This window comes from Mesorhizobium sp. WSM4976, from assembly GCF_029625685.1.
Lineage (GTDB): Bacteria > Pseudomonadota > Alphaproteobacteria > Rhizobiales > Rhizobiaceae > Mesorhizobium.
This window is the reverse complement of sequence record NZ_JARTVT010000018.1, coordinates 98,662-113,886: the sequence shown is the minus strand read 5'-3', so window position 1 is coordinate 113,886 and position 15,225 is coordinate 98,662. Positions and strand designations below refer to the sequence as shown.

The following is a 15,225-nucleotide window of genomic DNA, read 5'->3' as shown; positions in this document are numbered from 1 at the left end:
AGGGTCCTCAAGCGCGTTGCGATTCTTCGGATTCGCTCAATGCGCTTTAGGTCTTTTACGCATGTCTTTATCCCGAAACCGGTACCCACTTTCGGGAGACATGCTTTAGGGATCAGTCCCCATCGCCGTAGCGGATGACCTCGACCTTCTCCCTGGTGATCAGGCAGCTCCTCTCACTCGTCAGCGCCTTGATCGCAGGGATCAGCGCATCGACCTTCTCCGGCGCATCGACGATCTCGACGACGATGGGCAGATCCTGCGACAGGCGCAGGATCTTGGCGGTGTGAAGCACGCTGGAGCGGCCGAAGCCCAGCGGCCCGCGCAGCACCGTGGCGCCGGCCATGCCCGCTTCGCGCGCCTTGATGACGATCGCCTCGTGCAGCGGCTTGCCGTCGGCCGCCCTGTCGTCCTCGCCGAAGAAGATCCTGAGCAGCGCGCATTGCGCGGGAAGTTGCATGTTTCTCCTCCCTGTTACCTGTCTACCGGTAAGCGGTTGAGCCTGGATGCCATCAGATAGCCCAGCCACGCGCCCGCCAGCGACAGCCCGACCACACTGATGAGATAGGTCGCGGCCAGCGGCAAGTCGCCCTCAAACAGCAGGATGAAGGTGTCGAGGCTCATCGCCGAAAACGTGGTGAGGCCGCCGCAGAAGCCGGCCATGACGAAATTGCGGCCGACCGCGCCGACCATCATGCGTCCATCCGGTCCGGTCAGCGTGGCAAAGGCCGCGATGACCCAAGAGCCGACGACGTTGACGAAAGCGGTCGACCATAGAGCGTTCAGGCCGAGCAGCGAGACGATGACATAGCCCGACAGGAAGCGGGTCAGGGAGCCGATCGCCGCGCCGCAGCCGACCGCCAGATAAAGCCGCATTGCCGCCTGCCTGTCCTGCATCGCTCAGCCCGCCATGCCGGTGGCTGACCCAGAGACCCAGACGATCGCCCAGAAACCGAGCGCGACGAACAGCACGCACAGGACCGACGAAGCGACGATGTTGAAGGCGGCGAGCCGGCCCTCGCCGTCGAGCGCGAGGTTGAGCGTCTGCAGGCAGAAGGACGACACTGTGGTATAGCCGCCGAACAGTCCGACGACGATCAGGTCACGCACGAGATCGCTGGCGAAGACGCCGCCCACCGCCCGCGCGGCACCGGCGAAGGCGCCGATGGCAAGAGCGCCGGAGACATTGACCGCCAGCGTGCCCCAGGGAAAGGTCTCGCCGACCCCACGGCCGATCACGCCCGAGAGGAAGAAGCGGGATATGCCGCCAAGGAAACCGCCGATCAGGACCAGGGCGCAAGCCGCAAGGGTCATCGCTTTCATGCCTTTCCAAACGCGATTCCGCACCGGAATCACCTCACGAAATCAGGCATGATGCGAGCGGGAAAACAAATCCTGCCGCGCAAGCGCACGCCTGGCAGGAGTCATCAGCCCATAAGGGCGGTCTCGGGGGAACCCCATCCCCATTTTTGAGGGAAACTAGGCGGTCACCGAGGCGCGGTCAACCAGCCCGTTTCAAGACGATGCGTTGATGACCGCCGACCAGCGGATCGACCCGGTGGCTTGTGTCGGTGATGAACATCAGCCGCTCGCCGACCGTGATGCGCGCTTGCAGCGCATAGGTCCGGCCCTTCTGGATCGCCTTGGGGTCGAAACCGATGTCGAATTTGATCGGCACCTGGCCGGTGGGCGCGACCCTGCGCTTGGCGATGACGGTTGCGGGCGCATCGGCCACGGAAACGTCGGCAAGCTCGATCACCAGCACGGCGTCGGGCGGCAGGGCGATGCGCTCGCGATAGATCACCTCGCCCGTGATCGTCTTCTCGCCGGCCTTGGTCACTTGCGGCACGGCAAGCACGCCAACGACCAGCGGCGCCAGCCCGAAGATGAAGAACTCCGCGATGCGGTCCAGCATGAGATTGCTCCGCCAAGCAAATCAAACCGATTAGCAAGCTTGGCAAGGAATGCGGTCGTTCGATGGCCGAACGGGAGTTTTTTCTGATGCATGTCGTTGACCCAGAACCACTGCACACTTCTGGGCGACATGCATTATTCGCCCGGTTTCTTCCAGCGGTCCGCCGCGTGATCGTCGGCTTCCTTGGCGTCGACCCAGCCGCCCTCGGAGCCGTCGGCAAGATGTTCCTTCTTCCAGAAGGGCGCGCGCGACTTCAGATAATCCATCAGGAAATTCGCCGCCTCGAAGGCCGCCTGCCGGTGCGACGAGGCCGCGACCACCAGCACGATGTTTTCGCCCGGCATTATCTTGCCGTGGCGATGGATGACGGTGAGGCCCTGCAGCGGCCAGCGTTCGATGGCTTCAGCGGCGATGCGGCCGATCTCGGCCTCGGCCATGCCGGGATAGTGTTCGAGCTCGAGCGCCGACAGCGCGCCCTGCTCGTCGCGGCAAAGCCCGGAGAAGGTGACCACGGCACCGATATCGTTCCGGCCCCCGGTCAGGCCGGCGATCTCGGCGGCGACGTCGAAATCCTCGCGCTGGATGCGGATGGCGGGCACGACGGCGCCGGCCATGTCAACCTCCGGTCATCGGCGGAAACAGCGCGATCTCGCGCGCGCCCGCGATCTTCTCGCGATGGCCGACATGCTCCTGGTTGATAGCGACGCGGATGACATCGGGATATTGCAGCGCGTTTTCGTATTCCTCGCCGCGCGATCTCAGCCAACGCAGCAGGTCGCTCACCGTCTCGATGCCGGAGGGCAGTTCGACCTCCTCTTCCGGCTTGCCGATCCGCTCGCGCACCCAGGCGAAATAGATGAGTTTCGTCGACATTGTCTTCACTCGTCCATGATGTGCTTAAGGCCGGCACGGAAATAGTCGTAGCCGGTGTAGAGCGTGACGAGCGCCGCGATCCACAGCAGCACGAGGCCGATCTGGGTGGTCAGCGGAAAGATCTTGTCGCCGGCCGGGCCGACAAGAAGGAAGGCGATGGCGACCATCTGGATGGTGGTCTTCCATTTGGCGAGCTGGGTGACCGGCACCGACACTTTCAAGGCGGCCAGATATTCCCTTAAGCCCGAAACCAGGATCTCGCGGCACAGGATGATGATCGCCGCCCAGAGCGACCACCCGGCGATGCCGCCATGGCGGTCGGTGTCGGCGGCAAGCAGGAGCAGGCAGGTGGCGACCAGCAATTTGTCGGCGATCGGGTCGAGCATCTTGCCGATGTTGGAAGTCTGCTGCCAGGCGCGCGCGAAATAGCCGTCAAAGTAATCGGTGATCGAGGCAAGCAGGAAGATGACCAGTGCCGACCAGCGGGCGAAGTCGGACGACTTCAGATGCCCCTCCAGGAAAAAGCACAGCACGACCAACGGCACCGCAATGATGCGGGCATAGGTAAGGATGTTCGGAAGGTTGAACGCGCGTTGTGCCATGTCGTCTCGGGAAATCTCCTCCGCCAGACGTACTCAAATCAGAAGCGAATGTAGGGGGTCAACAGTCGAGATTCGATTGACCAGGCAAAAATAGCATTTGTGTCGGCCAACGCCTCTGCGGCTCACAATCTAGTTCGTCAATCTTCCGTGCGCGGGACGGGCTCTCAGCTCTCGTGGAAGTGATTGTAGACCAGCTTCGCCACATGCTCGGAAATGCCGTCGACCTTGATCAGGTCCTCGACCGCGGCGCGGCTGACCGCCTTAGCGGTGCCGAAGGCGTGCAGCAGGGCGCGCTTGCGGCCGGGACCGATGCCCGCGATCTCGTCGAGCGGGCTCTTGATCATTTCCTTTTTTCGGCGGGCCCTGTGCGACCCGATGGCAAAGCGGTGCACCTCGTCGCGCAGGCGCTGGACGAAATAGAGCACCGGGTCGCGCACCGGCAGCATGAAGGAGTCCTTGCCCTTGACGAAGAAGCGCTCGCGACCGGCATCGCGGTCCGGGCCCTTGGCGATGCCGATGGCGACAACCCGATCTTCCACGCCGAGGTCGGCAAGGATCTGGCGCACTGCCGTCATCTGGCCCTGGCCGCCGTCGATCAGGATAACGTCGGGCCACGCCGGAAAACCGCCATTGCCGGCGACCACATCCTCCTCGCCCGCATCGTCTGCGGCGGCCGGTCCTGACTGCTCGTCGCCATGTTCCTTGAGCAGCCGCGAGAAACGCCGCTGCATTACCTCGCGCATCATGCCGAAATCGTCGCCCGGCGTGATCTCGGTCGAGCGGATGTTGAATTTCCGGTACTGGTTCTTCACGAAACCTTCCGGCCCGGCGACGACCATGGCGCCAACCGCATTGGTGCCCATGATGTGCGAGTTGTCATAGACCTCGATGCGCACCGGGGGTCTTGCCAAGCCGAAGGTCTCGGCGAATCCCTGCAGCAGCCGCGCCTGCGTCGAGGTTTCGGCCAGCCTGCGGCCAAGCGCCTCGCGCGCATTCTGCAGCGCGTGATCGGTCAGATCCTTCTTCTCGCCGCGCTGCGGCACCGAGATCGTAATCTTGCGGCCCGCATGGGTGGAAAGCGCTTCGGCGAGCAGTTCCTGTTCCTGCGCGACCTGCGACAGCAGCAGCGTACGCGCCGGCAACTTGTCGTCATAGAATTGCGCCAGGAACGAGCCCAGCACCTCGGCCGGCTCCAGCGCCGGATCCGCCTTGGGGAAATAGGCGCGATTGCCCCAGTTCTGGCCGGTGCGGAAGAAGAACACCTGGATGCAGGTCTGGCCGCCTTCCTGGTGGATGGCGAAGACGTCGGCCTCCTCGACCGTCTGCGGGTTGATGCCCTGATGCGCCTGCACATGGGACAGCGCGGCAAGACGGTCGCGGTAGATCGCAGCGCGCTCGAAATCGAGTTCCTCGGAAGCCTGCTGCATGGCGGCCGAGATCTCCGTCTTCACCTTCTGGCTGCGGCCGGATAGGAAATCCTTGGCCTCCGCGACGAGCTCGGCATAGCCCTCATGCGAGATCTCGCCGGTGCAGGGGCCGGCGCAGCGCTTGATCTGGTAGAGCAGGCAGGGCCTTGTGCGGTTCTCATAGAAGGAGTTGGTGCAGCTTCTGAGCAGGAAGGCCCGCTGCAGCGAATTGATGGTGCGGCCGACCGCGCCGGCCGAGGCGAAGGGACCGAAATAGTCGCCCTTGCGCGAACGCGCGCCGCGATGCTTGTAGATGCCGGGCGAGACATGATCGCCGGTGAGCAGGATATAAGGGAACGACTTGTCGTCGCGCATCAGCACGTTGAAGCGGGGCCTCAGCCGCTTGATGAGGTTCGCCTCGAGCAGCAGCGCCTCGATCTCGGTGCGGGTGACGACGAATTCCATCGTGGCCGTCTCGCGCACCATGCGGCCGATGCGGGCAGTGTGGAACCGCCCTTGCGCGTAGTTAGTGACGCGCTTCTTCAGGCTGCGCGCCTTGCCGACATAGAGCACGTCGCCGGCGGCATTCATCATGCGATAGACGCCGGGCTGGTTGGGGAGCCGCTTGACGAAGGTCTGGATCACCTCGGCGCCGACCATACCGTCGGCATCGCCGGCATGCGGCGTCCAGTCGATGGCGGTGAAGGCGACATCGGGGCCGGTCGGCAAAGCCTCGGGCTCGACGATCTCCTCCGCCGCCTCGTCCTCGACGTCGAGATCGACATCGGGGGGCTGGTCGTCGGCGGCGCCGTTGCGTCTGTGTTTTTGGGCTGTGGGACTCATTCCACCATGCCTGTCACATCGGGCGTCTGCCACGCAAGATGCTGGCCGCCGTCGAGCGCTATCATCTGTCCGGTCACCGAGCGCGCCTGCCAGAGATAGCGGATCGTGGCCCCGAATTCAGACAATTGCGGGCCGCGCTTCAGGATCAGCCCCTCGACCTGTTTGCCGAAATCATCGTCGTCCTGGCGCTTGTTCTTCAGTGTCGGCCCGGGACCTATGGCGTTGACGCGAATGCGCGGCCCGAGCGCCTGCGCCAGCATCTGAGTTTGCGTCCAGAGCGCCGATTTCGACAGCGCATAGGAGAAATAGCGCGGCGTCGGCCGCCAGACGCGCTGGTCGATCATGTTGACGATCAGCCCCTCCTCGCCCTGCGGCAGCGCACGGGCGAAATTCTGCGCCAGAAGCGCTGGCGCCTTCACATGGATGGCGAAATGGCGGTCCCAGGCCTGCCAGTCGAAATCCTCGACCCGGTCGTCGACGAACAGGGAAGCATTGTTGACCAGCAGCGTGACGGGGCCGAGCGCTGCCTCCGATCTGCCGACAAGATCGCCGACGGCATCCATGTCGGTGAGGTCGGCGGCGACGACGGCGGCGCGCCCGCCCTCGCCCGTGATCTTCCCCGCCTGCGCCTCGGCCTCACCGCTCGACCGGTTGGCATGGATGGCGACGGCGAAGCCATTGGCGGCCAGATCCTCGACGATCGCCTTGCCGATCCGTCTTGCTCCACCCGTCACCAGCGCGACGGCCGTGGGTTGTTTCATGGTGTCAATCCTCAATCGGCTTCACGATTCCGGGAGGCCGGCACAATATGACGGGCCAAGTGTTAAATGCCATTTCCACCTGCGGCAGGAATGTGGCGAAGCCGCCCGGATGCGCTTCCGCCCCGCGGATTCGAGGCGCCGTTCCCGGCAATATATGTCGCTGCACCCCTTGAACCAAGCGATGTGCAGCGCAACATGATTAGCCTGCTGACATTCGCTGTTGCGAAGATGCAACGTCACCTTTCGGCCTCATTCGCGCCCGGGAATGACCCAAGTTCAGGTTCGCTTCAGCCGCATTTCAGCACGACATTTGGAACCGTTAAACGCCAGGCTCGTTTATCCCCCCGGACGGGCCGGGGCGTTTCATGAACAACCAAGCCTAAGTGTCTTGTGGCTTAAGGAGTATACAATGAAGACCAATCTCAAATTCGCGCCGCTTGCCGCCGCGCTCGGGCTGTTCGCCTTTGCTGGTACCGCCTTTGCGGCCGACGTCGTTTCCGAGGAGCCGCCGGCTCCCGCTCCGGTTGCCGAGCTTCCGGTTGCGTCCTGGGCCGGCCCATATGTCGGCCTGAGCGCCGGTTATGGCTTCGGCGGTCACGCCAAGCTGAAGGATCAGGGCACCAATATCGGCACCAAGGGCTTTGTCGGCGGCGTCTTCGGCGGCTACCAGTGGCAGCAGGAGAACTTCGTCTACGGTGCTGAAGCCGACCTCGGCTATAATGGCACCAAGGGCTCTTCGAATGGCTTCAGCGCCAAGTCGGGCCTCGAAGGCTCATTACGCGCCCGCCTCGGCTATGCCGTCACCCCCGAGATTCTGCTCTACGGCACGGGCGGTCTGGCCGCCAAGAACCAGAAGGTCACCGACGACATTCTGAACACCAGCGACAGCAAGGCCATGGTCGGCTGGACGGCCGGCGCCGGCACCGACATCAAGATCACGGACAATGTGTTCGGCCGCGTCGAGTATCGCTATACCGACTACGGCAGCAAGAACTTCGACAATGTCGGCAAGGTCAAGTCTTCCGACAACCGCGTCACCTTCGGCGTTGGTATGAAGTTCTAAGTCGTTCGAAGCCACGACACGGAAAAGCCGGGCCTTGTGCCCGGCTTTTTTTGTAGACCCGGTCGAAAGGCGTCAGGCGCCCGACCGACGCGCCGGCTGCTGCTGGAAGCCATCGTGGGTGGGTATCGACGGCAGCCGGTCCAGCCATTTCAAACGCGATAGCATGAAGACCTGAGCGTCCGGCCGGTAGTCGCCCGGATCGTTCATGGTGGCGGCGTGAACGTGAATCTCTGTCGGCCATCTTGCCGAGCGGAAATAGAGCCTGGTGCCACAGGACGGACAGAAGCCGCGAAACGTGTCCGTGCTGCTTTCATAGTGCCTGATGTCGCCGGCCCAGTTCAGCTCATCGGGCGCCAGCCCCAGGAAGGCGGTGAAGGGCGACGAGGTGGCACGCTGGCAATCGGCGCAGTGACAGACCAGATTGCGGATGATATCGCCGGAATATTTCCAGGTGACCGCTCCGCACATGCAATGCCCGCTGAGCGCCATCGCTTCCCCCTTGCCCGATGCGTTCGTCGGCACCGGCGCAGCCGATACTGACACATCGCCGTCCGGAAAGTGGCGAGTCAGCGGCTTACGCGCGCTTCTTTGCGACCTTGGCGGATTTGTCCTTCGGCGGCAGTGTCTGGACAAAGGTCAAAGCAAGATCGAGCCAGAAGCCGAGTTCGGCCTCGCTCGCCGTGCCTTCCGGCCCGACGTGGAGATAGCCTTCCATCGAGCGCCCGCCCATTTCCATCGGGCGCGCATGGGGACGAGCGGCCGCTGCCGCATGCGCGTCCTTGCCCACGCGCACCAGGAGGCCGCGCTTCGAGGTGCCGACCAGCATGTTGCCATCGATCATGAAGCAGGTGCCGCCGAACATCTTCTGCTCGGTGAAGTCGCGCCGGCCAAGGGCGGCGCGCAAGCGCTCGACCATCGGGTCGGGCGCGAGGCCGGTTGAGGACTTTGCCATGCTCACCACCTCATTAATTGGCGAGGCCTCAGGCAGCACGGAAACGGGTGAGCGTTCAAGCGCGGCCTCTCACCCCGGCACGCTGCTCTTCAGTTCGGGAAACTTCTCGTCGAAGCGCGCGGCCCAGCGGACCAGCCGACTGCGGCCCTTCTCCCATTGGCCCGAAAAGCGCAGCGACAGATAGCCGAGGGTGGCGCGCAGCGCCATGTGGCCGGCGGTGATCTTCTTCGGCAGCTTCGGCGGGTTGGCGTTGATGAGGTCGAGCGCGGTGGTGATCTTGCCCCACTGGCGGTCGAGCCAGGGCTGATAGACCATCGCCTCGGGCCGCGTGCGCCGCTCATAAACCATCGATAGCGCGCAGTCGCAAATGCCGTCGGCCAGCGCCTCGAGAACTTCCGCATCGAGCCGCTTGTCCGGATTGCGCGGAAACAGCGCGTTCTTCGACACCCGGTTGAGATATTGGGTGATGGCGCGGCTGTCATAGATCGAGCGGCCATCCTCCAGCACCAGCACCGGAATCTTGCCGAGCGGATTGGCCGAGATCAGCTCGGCGGGCTTATCCTCCGTCTTGACCGGCACAAGCTCGATGGCAATGCCGGCGGAGACGGCCGCCATGCGGACCTTCGAGCTGTAGGGCGACGTGGAAGCATAGAGCAGTTTCGGCATGATCGATTTCCCAGTTGTTTGCCGCACTGTTGACCGAATGGAACCTCCAGGGCAACGGCCAAGCAACGCTTATCCGGATTAGACACGTCCCGCCGGCGCGGGACGCGGCAACAAAAAAGCCCCCGGAAAGTTTTGCCTGGCAGCAAATTTCCGAGGGCTTTAGGAGGAGCGTGCGCTCCGACTCCGCTCGCTGTCACAGCGAATTGGCGAGAGGGGTGCCCGGTGGCACCCGCCCTCACCTGCCGCGGTTCGCCAAGCGAAGCTACGCGATTACTTCTTGGCGGCCGGCTTCTTCGCCGGAGCTGCCTTCTTGACGGCTGCCGGAGCCTTGGCGGCGGCGGCCTTCAGCGGAGCCTTGGCGGCGGGTTTGGCCGCTGCCTTTGCGGCGGGCTTTGCGGCCGGCTTGGCCGCTGCCTTCGCGGCCGGCTTCGCTGCTGCCTTGGCCGGAGCCTTGGCGGCGGGCTTCGCCGCTGCCTTGGCGGCGGGCTTTGCCGCAGCCTTTGCGGCCGGCTTCGCTGCTGCCTTGGCCGGAGCCTTGGCGGCTGCCTTCGGTGCCGCTGCCTTCTTCACTGCTGCAGGTTTCGCGGCAGCCTTAGCTGCCGGCTTCTTTGCCGGCGCTTTCGCCGCCGGCGCCTTGGTTGTGGTCTTTGCCATGCGATGCCCCTTGCGTTTTGCCTAAGGTCGTGAGTGACCCGGCATGCTCATGCATATCTGACTCGCGACTGTCTAGCCAGCGAAGCAACACAATGATTTTAAGTTATTGAATTTTGGTTACACGAAGATGCATCTCATCGAAAAATTGTGAGCGAATCTGTCACTTTCCAAGTGACGGCCCGGCGCACAGATTTTCGCGCGGCTTCTATCACCCGATGATCCATCCATCCGCGGCATAACTTTGCATCGCAATGTGAGCAGAGTGCTCACAATAGAGAACCCACTGCCGAACACCGGTCTCATCTTGTCCAGCGAAAACATCTACAGATGAACCTGACGTGCAAGACGGTCAAAGCTTGCGTGTTCGAAAGTGAGCCTAGAGCTCATATTCCAGCTCCGCCGACGGCGATCTCTGCCGGCTTGCGCATATCCATGTCATCCCGTGGATCTTTGCCGCGCATCTGAGGGAGGGGCGTGCCCCCTCTCCATGAGCTCATCATTCGCCGGGGCCTTGGTATGCAAGCAGGCTCTTCAGTAAGGTCCTGGCACTCATCTTCGCGGCCCCATTTGCGTTGGTGAAATGAATGTGAGTATCCTGTTCATATTCTCGGGAGACGGGCCAGCATGTCTACTCGCATTGCAAAGCCGGCCGCGCGCATGCGCAAGCAGCCGCGCCAGGCGCGGTCGATCGCCACCGTCGAGGCGATCATCGAAGCCGGTGCTCACGTTCTGAGCGAGCTCGGCTGGGCCGGCTTCTCCACCAACAAGGTAGCCGAGGCCGCGGGCGTCAGCATCGGCTCGCTCTATCAATATTTTCCCGACAAGCTCGCTTTGGTCGAAGCAATCCGGCGCCGTCACTTCGACCATGTGCTGTCGGTGATTCGCGAAGCGTCGGCCGAGGAGAAGCCGCTCAGGCAATTCGCGCGCGAGCTGGTGCGCGGCATGATTGGCGCGCACTCGATCCATCCGACGCTGCACCAGGTGCTGCTCGACGAGGCCCCCGGCGACCGCGGCTCGCGCGCCGCGCACGCCTCATTCCAGGCGCGCTATCTCGAACATTACACGGCGGCCGTCGCGCAGTACCGCAAGCGCCGCAAGGATACCGAGACGATGGCGCGCGTGCTCTCCTCGGCGATCGAGGGTGTGATCCATAACGCGGCGCGCCGCAACATGCTGGAAGCGCCGGAACTGCAGAAGCAGCTCGTCGAGTTGATTTCGGCCTATTTATCTGGCCAAGGCGTGCGGGCGTGACGGCGGCGGTGTCCCGCGGTCGACAAGGCGCCAAGGATAGATCGAACCAATTCTTGCACCGATGTCGATTCCGTCGATCCTCGTTCGTCGTAGGATCGAAGCAACGCAATCGAAAGGACCATACTGATGCGCTTCATGATGCTGATGATCCCCGGCGGCTATGCGACCGCGGCTCCCGATGTGATGCCGAGCGCAGAGGCGGTGCAGGCGATGATGAAATACAATGAGGAGTTGAAGCGGGCCGGAGTTTTGCTTGCGCTCGATGGGCTGCATCCGCCGTCCGTTGGAGCACGTGTGTCTTTCAAGGGTGGCAAGCCGGCCGTCACCAACGGCCCCTTCGCGGAGGTCAATGAAGTACTCGGCGGCTATTGGATGATCGACGTGCGTTCGCGCGAGGAGGCTATCGAATGGGCCCGCCGCTGCCCCGCCGGGGAGAATGACGTCATCGAGGTCCGCCGCGTTCAGGAGATGAGCGATTTTCCCGAAGATGTCCAGAAGGCGGCCGAAGGTTTCAGCGGGCTGAAGAGTTGACCGCAGCCGCGATCGTCGAAGCGGTCTGGCGGATCGAGCAGCCGAAGCTCGCCGCCAGGCTCATCCGCACCCTGCGCGATGTCGGGCTGGCCGAAGAGGTGGTCCAGGATGCTTTCGTGGCGGCGCTGGAACGCTGGCCGCTCGACGGCATTCCAGACAACCCGGCCGCCTGGCTGACCCGGGTCGCCACCAACCGGGCGCTCGACCGCCTGCGTCGCACGGTTATGCTCGACGGCAAGCACCGCGAGCTGGCGATCGATCTTGCCGAGATGGAGCGCGAGAGGCCCGACATCGAGGCTGCGCTCGACGAGGATATCGCCGACGACCTGCTGCGGCTGATCTTCACCGCCTGTCATCCCGCGCTGCCGGCCGAACAGCGCGCCGCACTTGTCCTGCGGATGCTGGGCGGGCTGACCACGACCGAGATCGCGCGCGCCTTCCTGGTGCCCGAAGCAACCGTTGCCCAGCGCATCGTGCGCGCCAAGCGAACGCTGCGCGACGCCCGCATCGCCTTCGAGACGCCGCGCGGGCAAGAGCGGAACGAGCGCCTGGGCGCCGTGCTGGAAGTGATCTACCTGGTCTTCAACGAAGGCTATGTCGCTTCCTCCGGTCCGGACTGGCTGCGCGTTGATCTCGGCAACGAGGCGATGCGCCTCGGCCGCGTGCTCGCGGGGCTGATGCCTGAGCAGCCCGAGGCGATCGCACTGCTATCCCTGATGGAGCTCAGCGCCTCGCGCTTCGGCGCCCGCATCGACGGCGCCGGCAATCCGATCCTTTTGCTCGACCAGGACCGCGGCCGCTGGGACTGGTCGCTGATCCGGCGCGGCCTTGACGGGCTGGCACGCGCAATGGCGCTGACGCCGACACCCGGTCCCTATCAGTTGCAGGCGATGATCGCCGCCTGCCACGCCCGCGCGGTAAGCGCGGCCGACACCGACTGGATCGCCATCGCCGCCTACTACCAGGCGCTCGCGCTGGCCGCGCCCTCGCCCATCGTCGAGGTCAACAGAGCGGTCGCGGTCGGCATGGCCTTCGGGCCGGAGCAAGGGCTGGCCATCGCCGATATGCTAAGGGACGAACCGCGTCTGAAGGACACGCATCTGTTGCCCACGGTGCGCGGCGATCTTCTGGCGAAGCTCGGACGGATGGACGAAGCCCGCGCCGAATTCCGCCGCGCCGCCGAGCTGACCGGAAATGAGCGGGAACGCGCGCTGTTGCTTGCGCGGGCTAGCTTGAACTTGACCTAGGAAGGGAAGTGCCGGGTGTGTCGAGATTCAGGTCAGGCCGAGTCGAGAATGACGGTGCCCGAGAACCGGAGCGGAGCGTACTCAACGTACGTGAGCACCGGAAGCGCAGGACGCCGCCATTCGCAGGCCGGCACCACCTGAATATCGACACAGCCTACCGCAGCACGCGGCAGCGGCCATTATAGACCAGCCAGCGGTCGAACCCCGAGACGCAGAACTCGATATTGTCGCCGATCGAGGCGAAGCCTTGGCCTTCCTCGATCAGATAGAAGATCGAGCGGTCGCGACCGTCGGACAGGTTGACGGTGGCGCGGCAATAGTGGCGGCCGATCGGCCATTCGTCGCTCGCCGGCTCATAGCGATGCTGGCGGATGTTGCGGAAATCGGTGATCGCCACATCCGGCAGATGCGGCACGTGATGCACCTGATAGGAGAAGCGGTCGGTAATCCTGCTCAGCACCCATGCCTCACCGCAGACGCTGCCATCGTCGCCGCTGTAGACGGAAAGGTCGGCGGCCTGCGCCGCCTGGGTGAAGCCAAGCGGAGCGGCAAAGGGAGTGGACAGCGCAACCAGCGCGGCAAGGGCGGAATGGGTGAAGCGAGTCATGACAGCCTCTCAAGATCGGTTGCACGCACTGTGCGGATTCGCTTGGCGGCGGTCAAGCGGTCGCGAAAACAATGGTTTCCGTAAAGCTTCGTTCCGGATCTGCCGTTTGATCAGTGAGTGCCGGCAAGCAGCAGCCCGCCTATGACGACAATGTTGAGCAGGAACGCATTGCGCAGCACCTGGCGCTCCGGCTCCGCGCTCGCCTAGAAACGCAGCAGCGTGGGATTCGCCGCCATAGTGAAGATGACCAGCGCGGCGGCGGCGAAGGGCCGGGCCATGCCAACAGCAAGCAGGAAACCGGCAACGATCTCGACCCCCGAACCAGCGGCCAGCATCAAGGCCGGAGCCGGAAATTTCTGCGCGGCCAGATAGTCGCGCATCGCCCCGAATTTGAGGACATGCTCGATGCCGGCGAAGACGAACACGCCGCCGATGAGGAGAGCGCCAAGCGCTTGAATGGTTTGAACAGGCATGGCGACCTCACCTCGAAGATCTACTTCGCCTCGCTCAGTCCTCGGGGATGAAGGCCGGGTTGTAGACGACCTCCCACAGGTGATCGTCGGGATCCTGGAAGTAGCCGGCATAGCCGCCCCAGAAGGTCTTTTGCGCCGGCTTGACCACACGCGCGCCGGCCTTGACGGCCTCTGCCATCACCGCGTCGACCTCGGCCTCGCTGCCGACATTGTGGCCGATGGTCAATTCGGTCGGGCTGCGGCCGCTTTGCGGCACGGTGGCATCCCAGGCGATGCTGGCACGCTCGTAGATAGCGAACTTCAAGCCGCCGGCGACATTGAAGAAGGCGACGGCACCATGCTCGAATTCGCGGCCGATGATGCCCTCGGTCGGCAGGCCGAGACCGTCGCGATAGAATTTGAGCGAGGCTTCCAGATCGTCGACGCCGAGCGTCAATACGGTGATGCGAGCTTTCATTTCTCTCACTCCTTTCTATATTCGTGACCACAGTCGCAACGGATGCGGGCGTGTGAGCGCCGTGAAGTTCCATCCGTTTTGCCATGGATGACGTGGCCGGCCTTGAACATTTCGGCCAAAACGACCGTCGCATCGATCCGGCAACCCCGCCGGAGCAGATCGGAGAAGAGATGAGACCGGTCCTGGCGCAGACCACCGGCTTCTTTCGCGAGCGGCCTGTTGCCGGCGGGTTGGCCGAGACCTTCTCCGCTGTCTGGTTCCATCGCATGGACGAACGCGGCGTTCCACCCATCGTCATCACGCCGGACGCGACGATCGACCTCCAATGGATCGACGGCCGTTTCCGCATTGCCGGGCCGGACAAGGAGCCGCAGATCGAGACACCTGCCGCCGGCGCGGTGATCGTCGGCTTCCGCTTCCGGCCGGGCGCGGCCGCGGGCTGGCTCGGCGTGCCGGCCAGCGAAATCGTGGGCGGACGACTTGACCTCGGGGAATTGTGGGGCACGCGCAGCCGCGAGCTTTCAGACAGCATCAGAGCGACGCCCAACCTCACCGATCTGGTTCGGCGCCTGGAGAAGACGATCGGCGCGCGCACGGAAGGCCGCGAAGTGCTTGACCCGCAGATGAGCCGGGCCTTCGATGTCATCGACGAAGGTTTGCCGCCGGAAACGCCGCTGGTTCCGTTCCTGCAACGCCAGTTGCATATGAGCGAGCGGACGCTGCGCCGGCGCTTCGAGGACGCTTTCGGCTATGGCCCTAAGACGCTCGACCGCATCCTGCGCTTCCACCGGTTCCGGCGCATGCAGCGGCAGCAGGGCGAATCTTCGACCGCGCTGCTCGCCATCGAGGCCGGCTATGCTGACCAGGCGCATCTGATCCGCGAAAGCAGGCGGCTGACCGGCGTGACACCCTCGGCGCTGGCGTAAG

General features: G+C 63.9%; 21 protein-coding genes and 1 riboswitch. Of the genes, 5 read left to right on the top strand and 16 right to left on the bottom strand.

Features of this window, described 5'->3' with window-relative positions; translation table 11 throughout:
* Positions 1 to 112 precede the first annotated feature (112 nt).
* From P9272_RS22095 to P9272_RS22055, 9 genes are all read right to left on the bottom strand, one after another.
* Entirely contained in the window at positions 113 to 457 is a 345-nt protein-coding gene (locus P9272_RS22095; protein WP_278162174.1) for a DUF190 domain-containing protein, read from the bottom strand.
* Between the two features lie 14 nt (positions 458 to 471).
* Positions 472 to 894: a fluoride efflux transporter CrcB gene (gene crcB, locus P9272_RS22090; protein WP_278162173.1), complete on the bottom strand. Its 423-nt coding sequence runs from the start codon at positions 892 to 894 to the stop codon at positions 472 to 474.
* A 3-nt stretch (positions 895 to 897) separates the two neighbouring features.
* The gene (gene crcB, locus P9272_RS22085) at positions 898 to 1,311 is read right to left on the bottom strand and encodes a fluoride efflux transporter CrcB (RefSeq protein WP_128257785.1); all 414 of its coding nucleotides are present in this window, start codon (positions 1,309 to 1,311) and stop codon (positions 898 to 900) included.
* A 97-nt stretch (positions 1,312 to 1,408) separates the two neighbouring features.
* Positions 1,409 to 1,471, bottom strand: a riboswitch (Fluoride riboswitch).
* A 27-nt stretch (positions 1,472 to 1,498) separates the two neighbouring features.
* A complete protein-coding gene (locus P9272_RS22080) occupies positions 1,499 to 1,912 on the bottom strand; it encodes a YbaY family lipoprotein (RefSeq protein WP_278162172.1) in 414 nt (137 codons plus the stop codon).
* Positions 1,913 to 2,046: 134 nt separating this feature from the next.
* The gene (locus P9272_RS22075; RefSeq protein WP_278162171.1) at positions 2,047 to 2,526 is read right to left on the bottom strand and encodes a molybdenum cofactor biosynthesis protein MoaE; all 480 of its coding nucleotides are present in this window, start codon (positions 2,524 to 2,526) and stop codon (positions 2,047 to 2,049) included.
* Between the two features lies 1 nt (position 2,527).
* A complete protein-coding gene (gene moaD / locus P9272_RS22070; RefSeq protein WP_278162170.1) occupies positions 2,528 to 2,785 on the bottom strand; it encodes a molybdopterin converting factor subunit 1 in 258 nt (85 codons plus the stop codon).
* A 5-nt stretch (positions 2,786 to 2,790) separates the two neighbouring features.
* Positions 2,791 to 3,387 (bottom strand): CDP-diacylglycerol--glycerol-3-phosphate 3-phosphatidyltransferase, encoded by a 597-nt coding sequence (pgsA, locus tag P9272_RS22065; protein WP_128257719.1) that lies wholly within the window; start codon positions 3,385 to 3,387, stop codon positions 2,791 to 2,793.
* Positions 3,388 to 3,551: 164 nt separating this feature from the next.
* Complete coding sequence (uvrC, locus tag P9272_RS22060) at positions 3,552 to 5,636, bottom strand: excinuclease ABC subunit UvrC (RefSeq protein WP_278162169.1); 2,085 nt, start codon at positions 5,634 to 5,636, stop codon at positions 3,552 to 3,554.
* Positions 5,633 to 6,397, bottom strand: coding sequence for an SDR family oxidoreductase (locus tag P9272_RS22055; protein ID WP_278162168.1), 765 nt, complete (start codon positions 6,395 to 6,397; stop codon positions 5,633 to 5,635). The genes uvrC and P9272_RS22055 overlap by 4 nt, the downstream gene beginning before the upstream one ends.
* Positions 6,398 to 6,806: 409 nt before the next feature.
* Between P9272_RS22055 and P9272_RS22050 the strand changes: the two genes are divergently transcribed.
* Complete coding sequence (locus tag P9272_RS22050) at positions 6,807 to 7,460, top strand: outer membrane protein (RefSeq protein ID WP_128257716.1); 654 nt, start codon at positions 6,807 to 6,809, stop codon at positions 7,458 to 7,460.
* A gap of 72 nt (positions 7,461 to 7,532) precedes the next feature.
* On the opposite strand, the gene P9272_RS22045 is transcribed toward P9272_RS22050, so the two are convergent.
* The 4 genes from P9272_RS22045 to P9272_RS22030 all read right to left on the bottom strand — a co-directional run bounded on the left by P9272_RS22045 (position 7,533) and on the right by P9272_RS22030 (position 9,732).
* Positions 7,533 to 8,003: a GFA family protein gene (locus P9272_RS22045; protein WP_278162167.1), complete on the bottom strand. Its 471-nt coding sequence runs from the start codon at positions 8,001 to 8,003 to the stop codon at positions 7,533 to 7,535.
* A 31-nt stretch (positions 8,004 to 8,034) separates the two neighbouring features.
* The gene (locus P9272_RS22040; RefSeq protein ID WP_128257715.1) at positions 8,035 to 8,412 is read right to left on the bottom strand and encodes a TfoX/Sxy family protein; all 378 of its coding nucleotides are present in this window, start codon (positions 8,410 to 8,412) and stop codon (positions 8,035 to 8,037) included.
* Between the two features lie 69 nt (positions 8,413 to 8,481).
* The gene (locus P9272_RS22035; protein WP_128257714.1) at positions 8,482 to 9,078 is read right to left on the bottom strand and encodes a glutathione S-transferase; all 597 of its coding nucleotides are present in this window, start codon (positions 9,076 to 9,078) and stop codon (positions 8,482 to 8,484) included.
* Positions 9,079 to 9,348: 270 nt separating this feature from the next.
* A complete protein-coding gene (locus P9272_RS22030; protein ID WP_278162166.1) occupies positions 9,349 to 9,732 on the bottom strand; it encodes a hypothetical protein in 384 nt (127 codons plus the stop codon).
* A gap of 657 nt (positions 9,733 to 10,389) precedes the next feature.
* On the opposite strand from P9272_RS22030, the gene P9272_RS22025 reads away from it, so the two are divergent.
* From P9272_RS22025 to P9272_RS22015, 3 genes are all read left to right on the top strand, one after another.
* Positions 10,390 to 10,983, top strand: coding sequence for a TetR/AcrR family transcriptional regulator (locus tag P9272_RS22025; protein WP_128257783.1), 594 nt, complete (start codon positions 10,390 to 10,392; stop codon positions 10,981 to 10,983).
* Positions 10,984 to 11,109: 126 nt separating this feature from the next.
* Positions 11,110 to 11,514, top strand: a complete 405-nt coding sequence (locus tag P9272_RS22020) for a YciI family protein (protein WP_278162165.1) — start codon at positions 11,110 to 11,112, stop codon at positions 11,512 to 11,514.
* Positions 11,511 to 12,761 (top strand): RNA polymerase sigma factor, encoded by a 1,251-nt coding sequence (locus tag P9272_RS22015; RefSeq protein ID WP_278162164.1) that lies wholly within the window; start codon positions 11,511 to 11,513, stop codon positions 12,759 to 12,761. The genes P9272_RS22020 and P9272_RS22015 overlap by 4 nt, the downstream gene beginning before the upstream one ends.
* Positions 12,762 to 12,915: 154 nt before the next feature.
* Here the strand turns inward: P9272_RS22015 and P9272_RS22010 are convergent, their stop codons facing one another.
* The 3 genes from P9272_RS22010 to P9272_RS22000 form a co-directional block, all read right to left on the bottom strand.
* Positions 12,916 to 13,368 (bottom strand): hypothetical protein, encoded by a 453-nt coding sequence (locus tag P9272_RS22010; protein ID WP_278162163.1) that lies wholly within the window; start codon positions 13,366 to 13,368, stop codon positions 12,916 to 12,918.
* A 203-nt stretch (positions 13,369 to 13,571) separates the two neighbouring features.
* The gene (locus tag P9272_RS22005) at positions 13,572 to 13,841 is read right to left on the bottom strand and encodes a DoxX family protein (protein ID WP_278162162.1); all 270 of its coding nucleotides are present in this window, start codon (positions 13,839 to 13,841) and stop codon (positions 13,572 to 13,574) included.
* A 34-nt stretch (positions 13,842 to 13,875) separates the two neighbouring features.
* Positions 13,876 to 14,298 (bottom strand): VOC family protein, encoded by a 423-nt coding sequence (locus tag P9272_RS22000; RefSeq protein WP_128257710.1) that lies wholly within the window; start codon positions 14,296 to 14,298, stop codon positions 13,876 to 13,878.
* Between the two features lie 170 nt (positions 14,299 to 14,468).
* On the opposite strand from P9272_RS22000, the gene P9272_RS21995 reads away from it, so the two are divergent.
* Positions 14,469 to 15,224 carry a helix-turn-helix domain-containing protein gene (locus tag P9272_RS21995; RefSeq protein WP_278162161.1) on the top strand — a complete coding sequence of 252 codons (756 nt, stop codon included), beginning with the start codon at positions 14,469 to 14,471 and terminating at the stop codon, positions 15,222 to 15,224.
* Position 15,225: the final 1 nt, after the last annotated feature.

What these genes read in the sequence shown, in the direction of transcription:
- P9272_RS22095 (WP_278162174.1), bottom strand. Translation starts at nt 457, where the DNA reads ATGCAACTTCCCGCGCAATGCGCGCTGCTCAGGATCTTCTTCGGCGAG.
- crcB (WP_278162173.1), bottom strand. Translation starts at nt 894, where the DNA reads ATGCAGGACAGGCAGGCGGCAATGCGGCTTTATCTGGCGGTCGGCTGC.
- crcB (WP_128257785.1), bottom strand. Translation starts at nt 1,311, where the DNA reads ATGACCCTTGCGGCTTGCGCCCTGGTCCTGATCGGCGGTTTCCTTGGC.
- P9272_RS22080 (WP_278162172.1), bottom strand. Translation starts at nt 1,912, where the DNA reads ATGCTGGACCGCATCGCGGAGTTCTTCATCTTCGGGCTGGCGCCGCTG.
- P9272_RS22075 (WP_278162171.1), bottom strand. Translation starts at nt 2,526, where the DNA reads ATGGCCGGCGCCGTCGTGCCCGCCATCCGCATCCAGCGCGAGGATTTC.
- moaD (WP_278162170.1), bottom strand. Translation starts at nt 2,785, where the DNA reads ATGTCGACGAAACTCATCTATTTCGCCTGGGTGCGCGAGCGGATCGGC.
- pgsA (WP_128257719.1), bottom strand. Translation starts at nt 3,387, where the DNA reads ATGGCACAACGCGCGTTCAACCTTCCGAACATCCTTACCTATGCCCGC.
- uvrC (WP_278162169.1), bottom strand. Translation starts at nt 5,636, where the DNA reads ATGAGTCCCACAGCCCAAAAACACAGACGCAACGGCGCCGCCGACGAC.
- P9272_RS22055 (WP_278162168.1), bottom strand. Translation starts at nt 6,397, where the DNA reads ATGAAACAACCCACGGCCGTCGCGCTGGTGACGGGTGGAGCAAGACGG.
- P9272_RS22050 (WP_128257716.1), top strand. Translation starts at nt 6,807, where the DNA reads ATGAAGACCAATCTCAAATTCGCGCCGCTTGCCGCCGCGCTCGGGCTG.
- P9272_RS22040 (WP_128257715.1), bottom strand. Translation starts at nt 8,412, where the DNA reads ATGGCAAAGTCCTCAACCGGCCTCGCGCCCGACCCGATGGTCGAGCGC.
- P9272_RS22035 (WP_128257714.1), bottom strand. Translation starts at nt 9,078, where the DNA reads ATGCCGAAACTGCTCTATGCTTCCACGTCGCCCTACAGCTCGAAGGTC.
- P9272_RS22030 (WP_278162166.1), bottom strand. Translation starts at nt 9,732, where the DNA reads ATGGCAAAGACCACAACCAAGGCGCCGGCGGCGAAAGCGCCGGCAAAG.
- P9272_RS22025 (WP_128257783.1), top strand. Translation starts at nt 10,390, where the DNA reads ATGCGCAAGCAGCCGCGCCAGGCGCGGTCGATCGCCACCGTCGAGGCG.
- P9272_RS22020 (WP_278162165.1), top strand. Translation starts at nt 11,110, where the DNA reads ATGCGCTTCATGATGCTGATGATCCCCGGCGGCTATGCGACCGCGGCT.
- P9272_RS22010 (WP_278162163.1), bottom strand. Translation starts at nt 13,368, where the DNA reads ATGACTCGCTTCACCCATTCCGCCCTTGCCGCGCTGGTTGCGCTGTCC.
- P9272_RS22005 (WP_278162162.1), bottom strand. Translation starts at nt 13,841, where the DNA reads ATGCCTGTTCAAACCATTCAAGCGCTTGGCGCTCTCCTCATCGGCGGC.
- P9272_RS22000 (WP_128257710.1), bottom strand. Translation starts at nt 14,298, where the DNA reads ATGAAAGCTCGCATCACCGTATTGACGCTCGGCGTCGACGATCTGGAA.
- P9272_RS21995 (WP_278162161.1), top strand. Translation starts at nt 14,469, where the DNA reads ATGAGACCGGTCCTGGCGCAGACCACCGGCTTCTTTCGCGAGCGGCCT.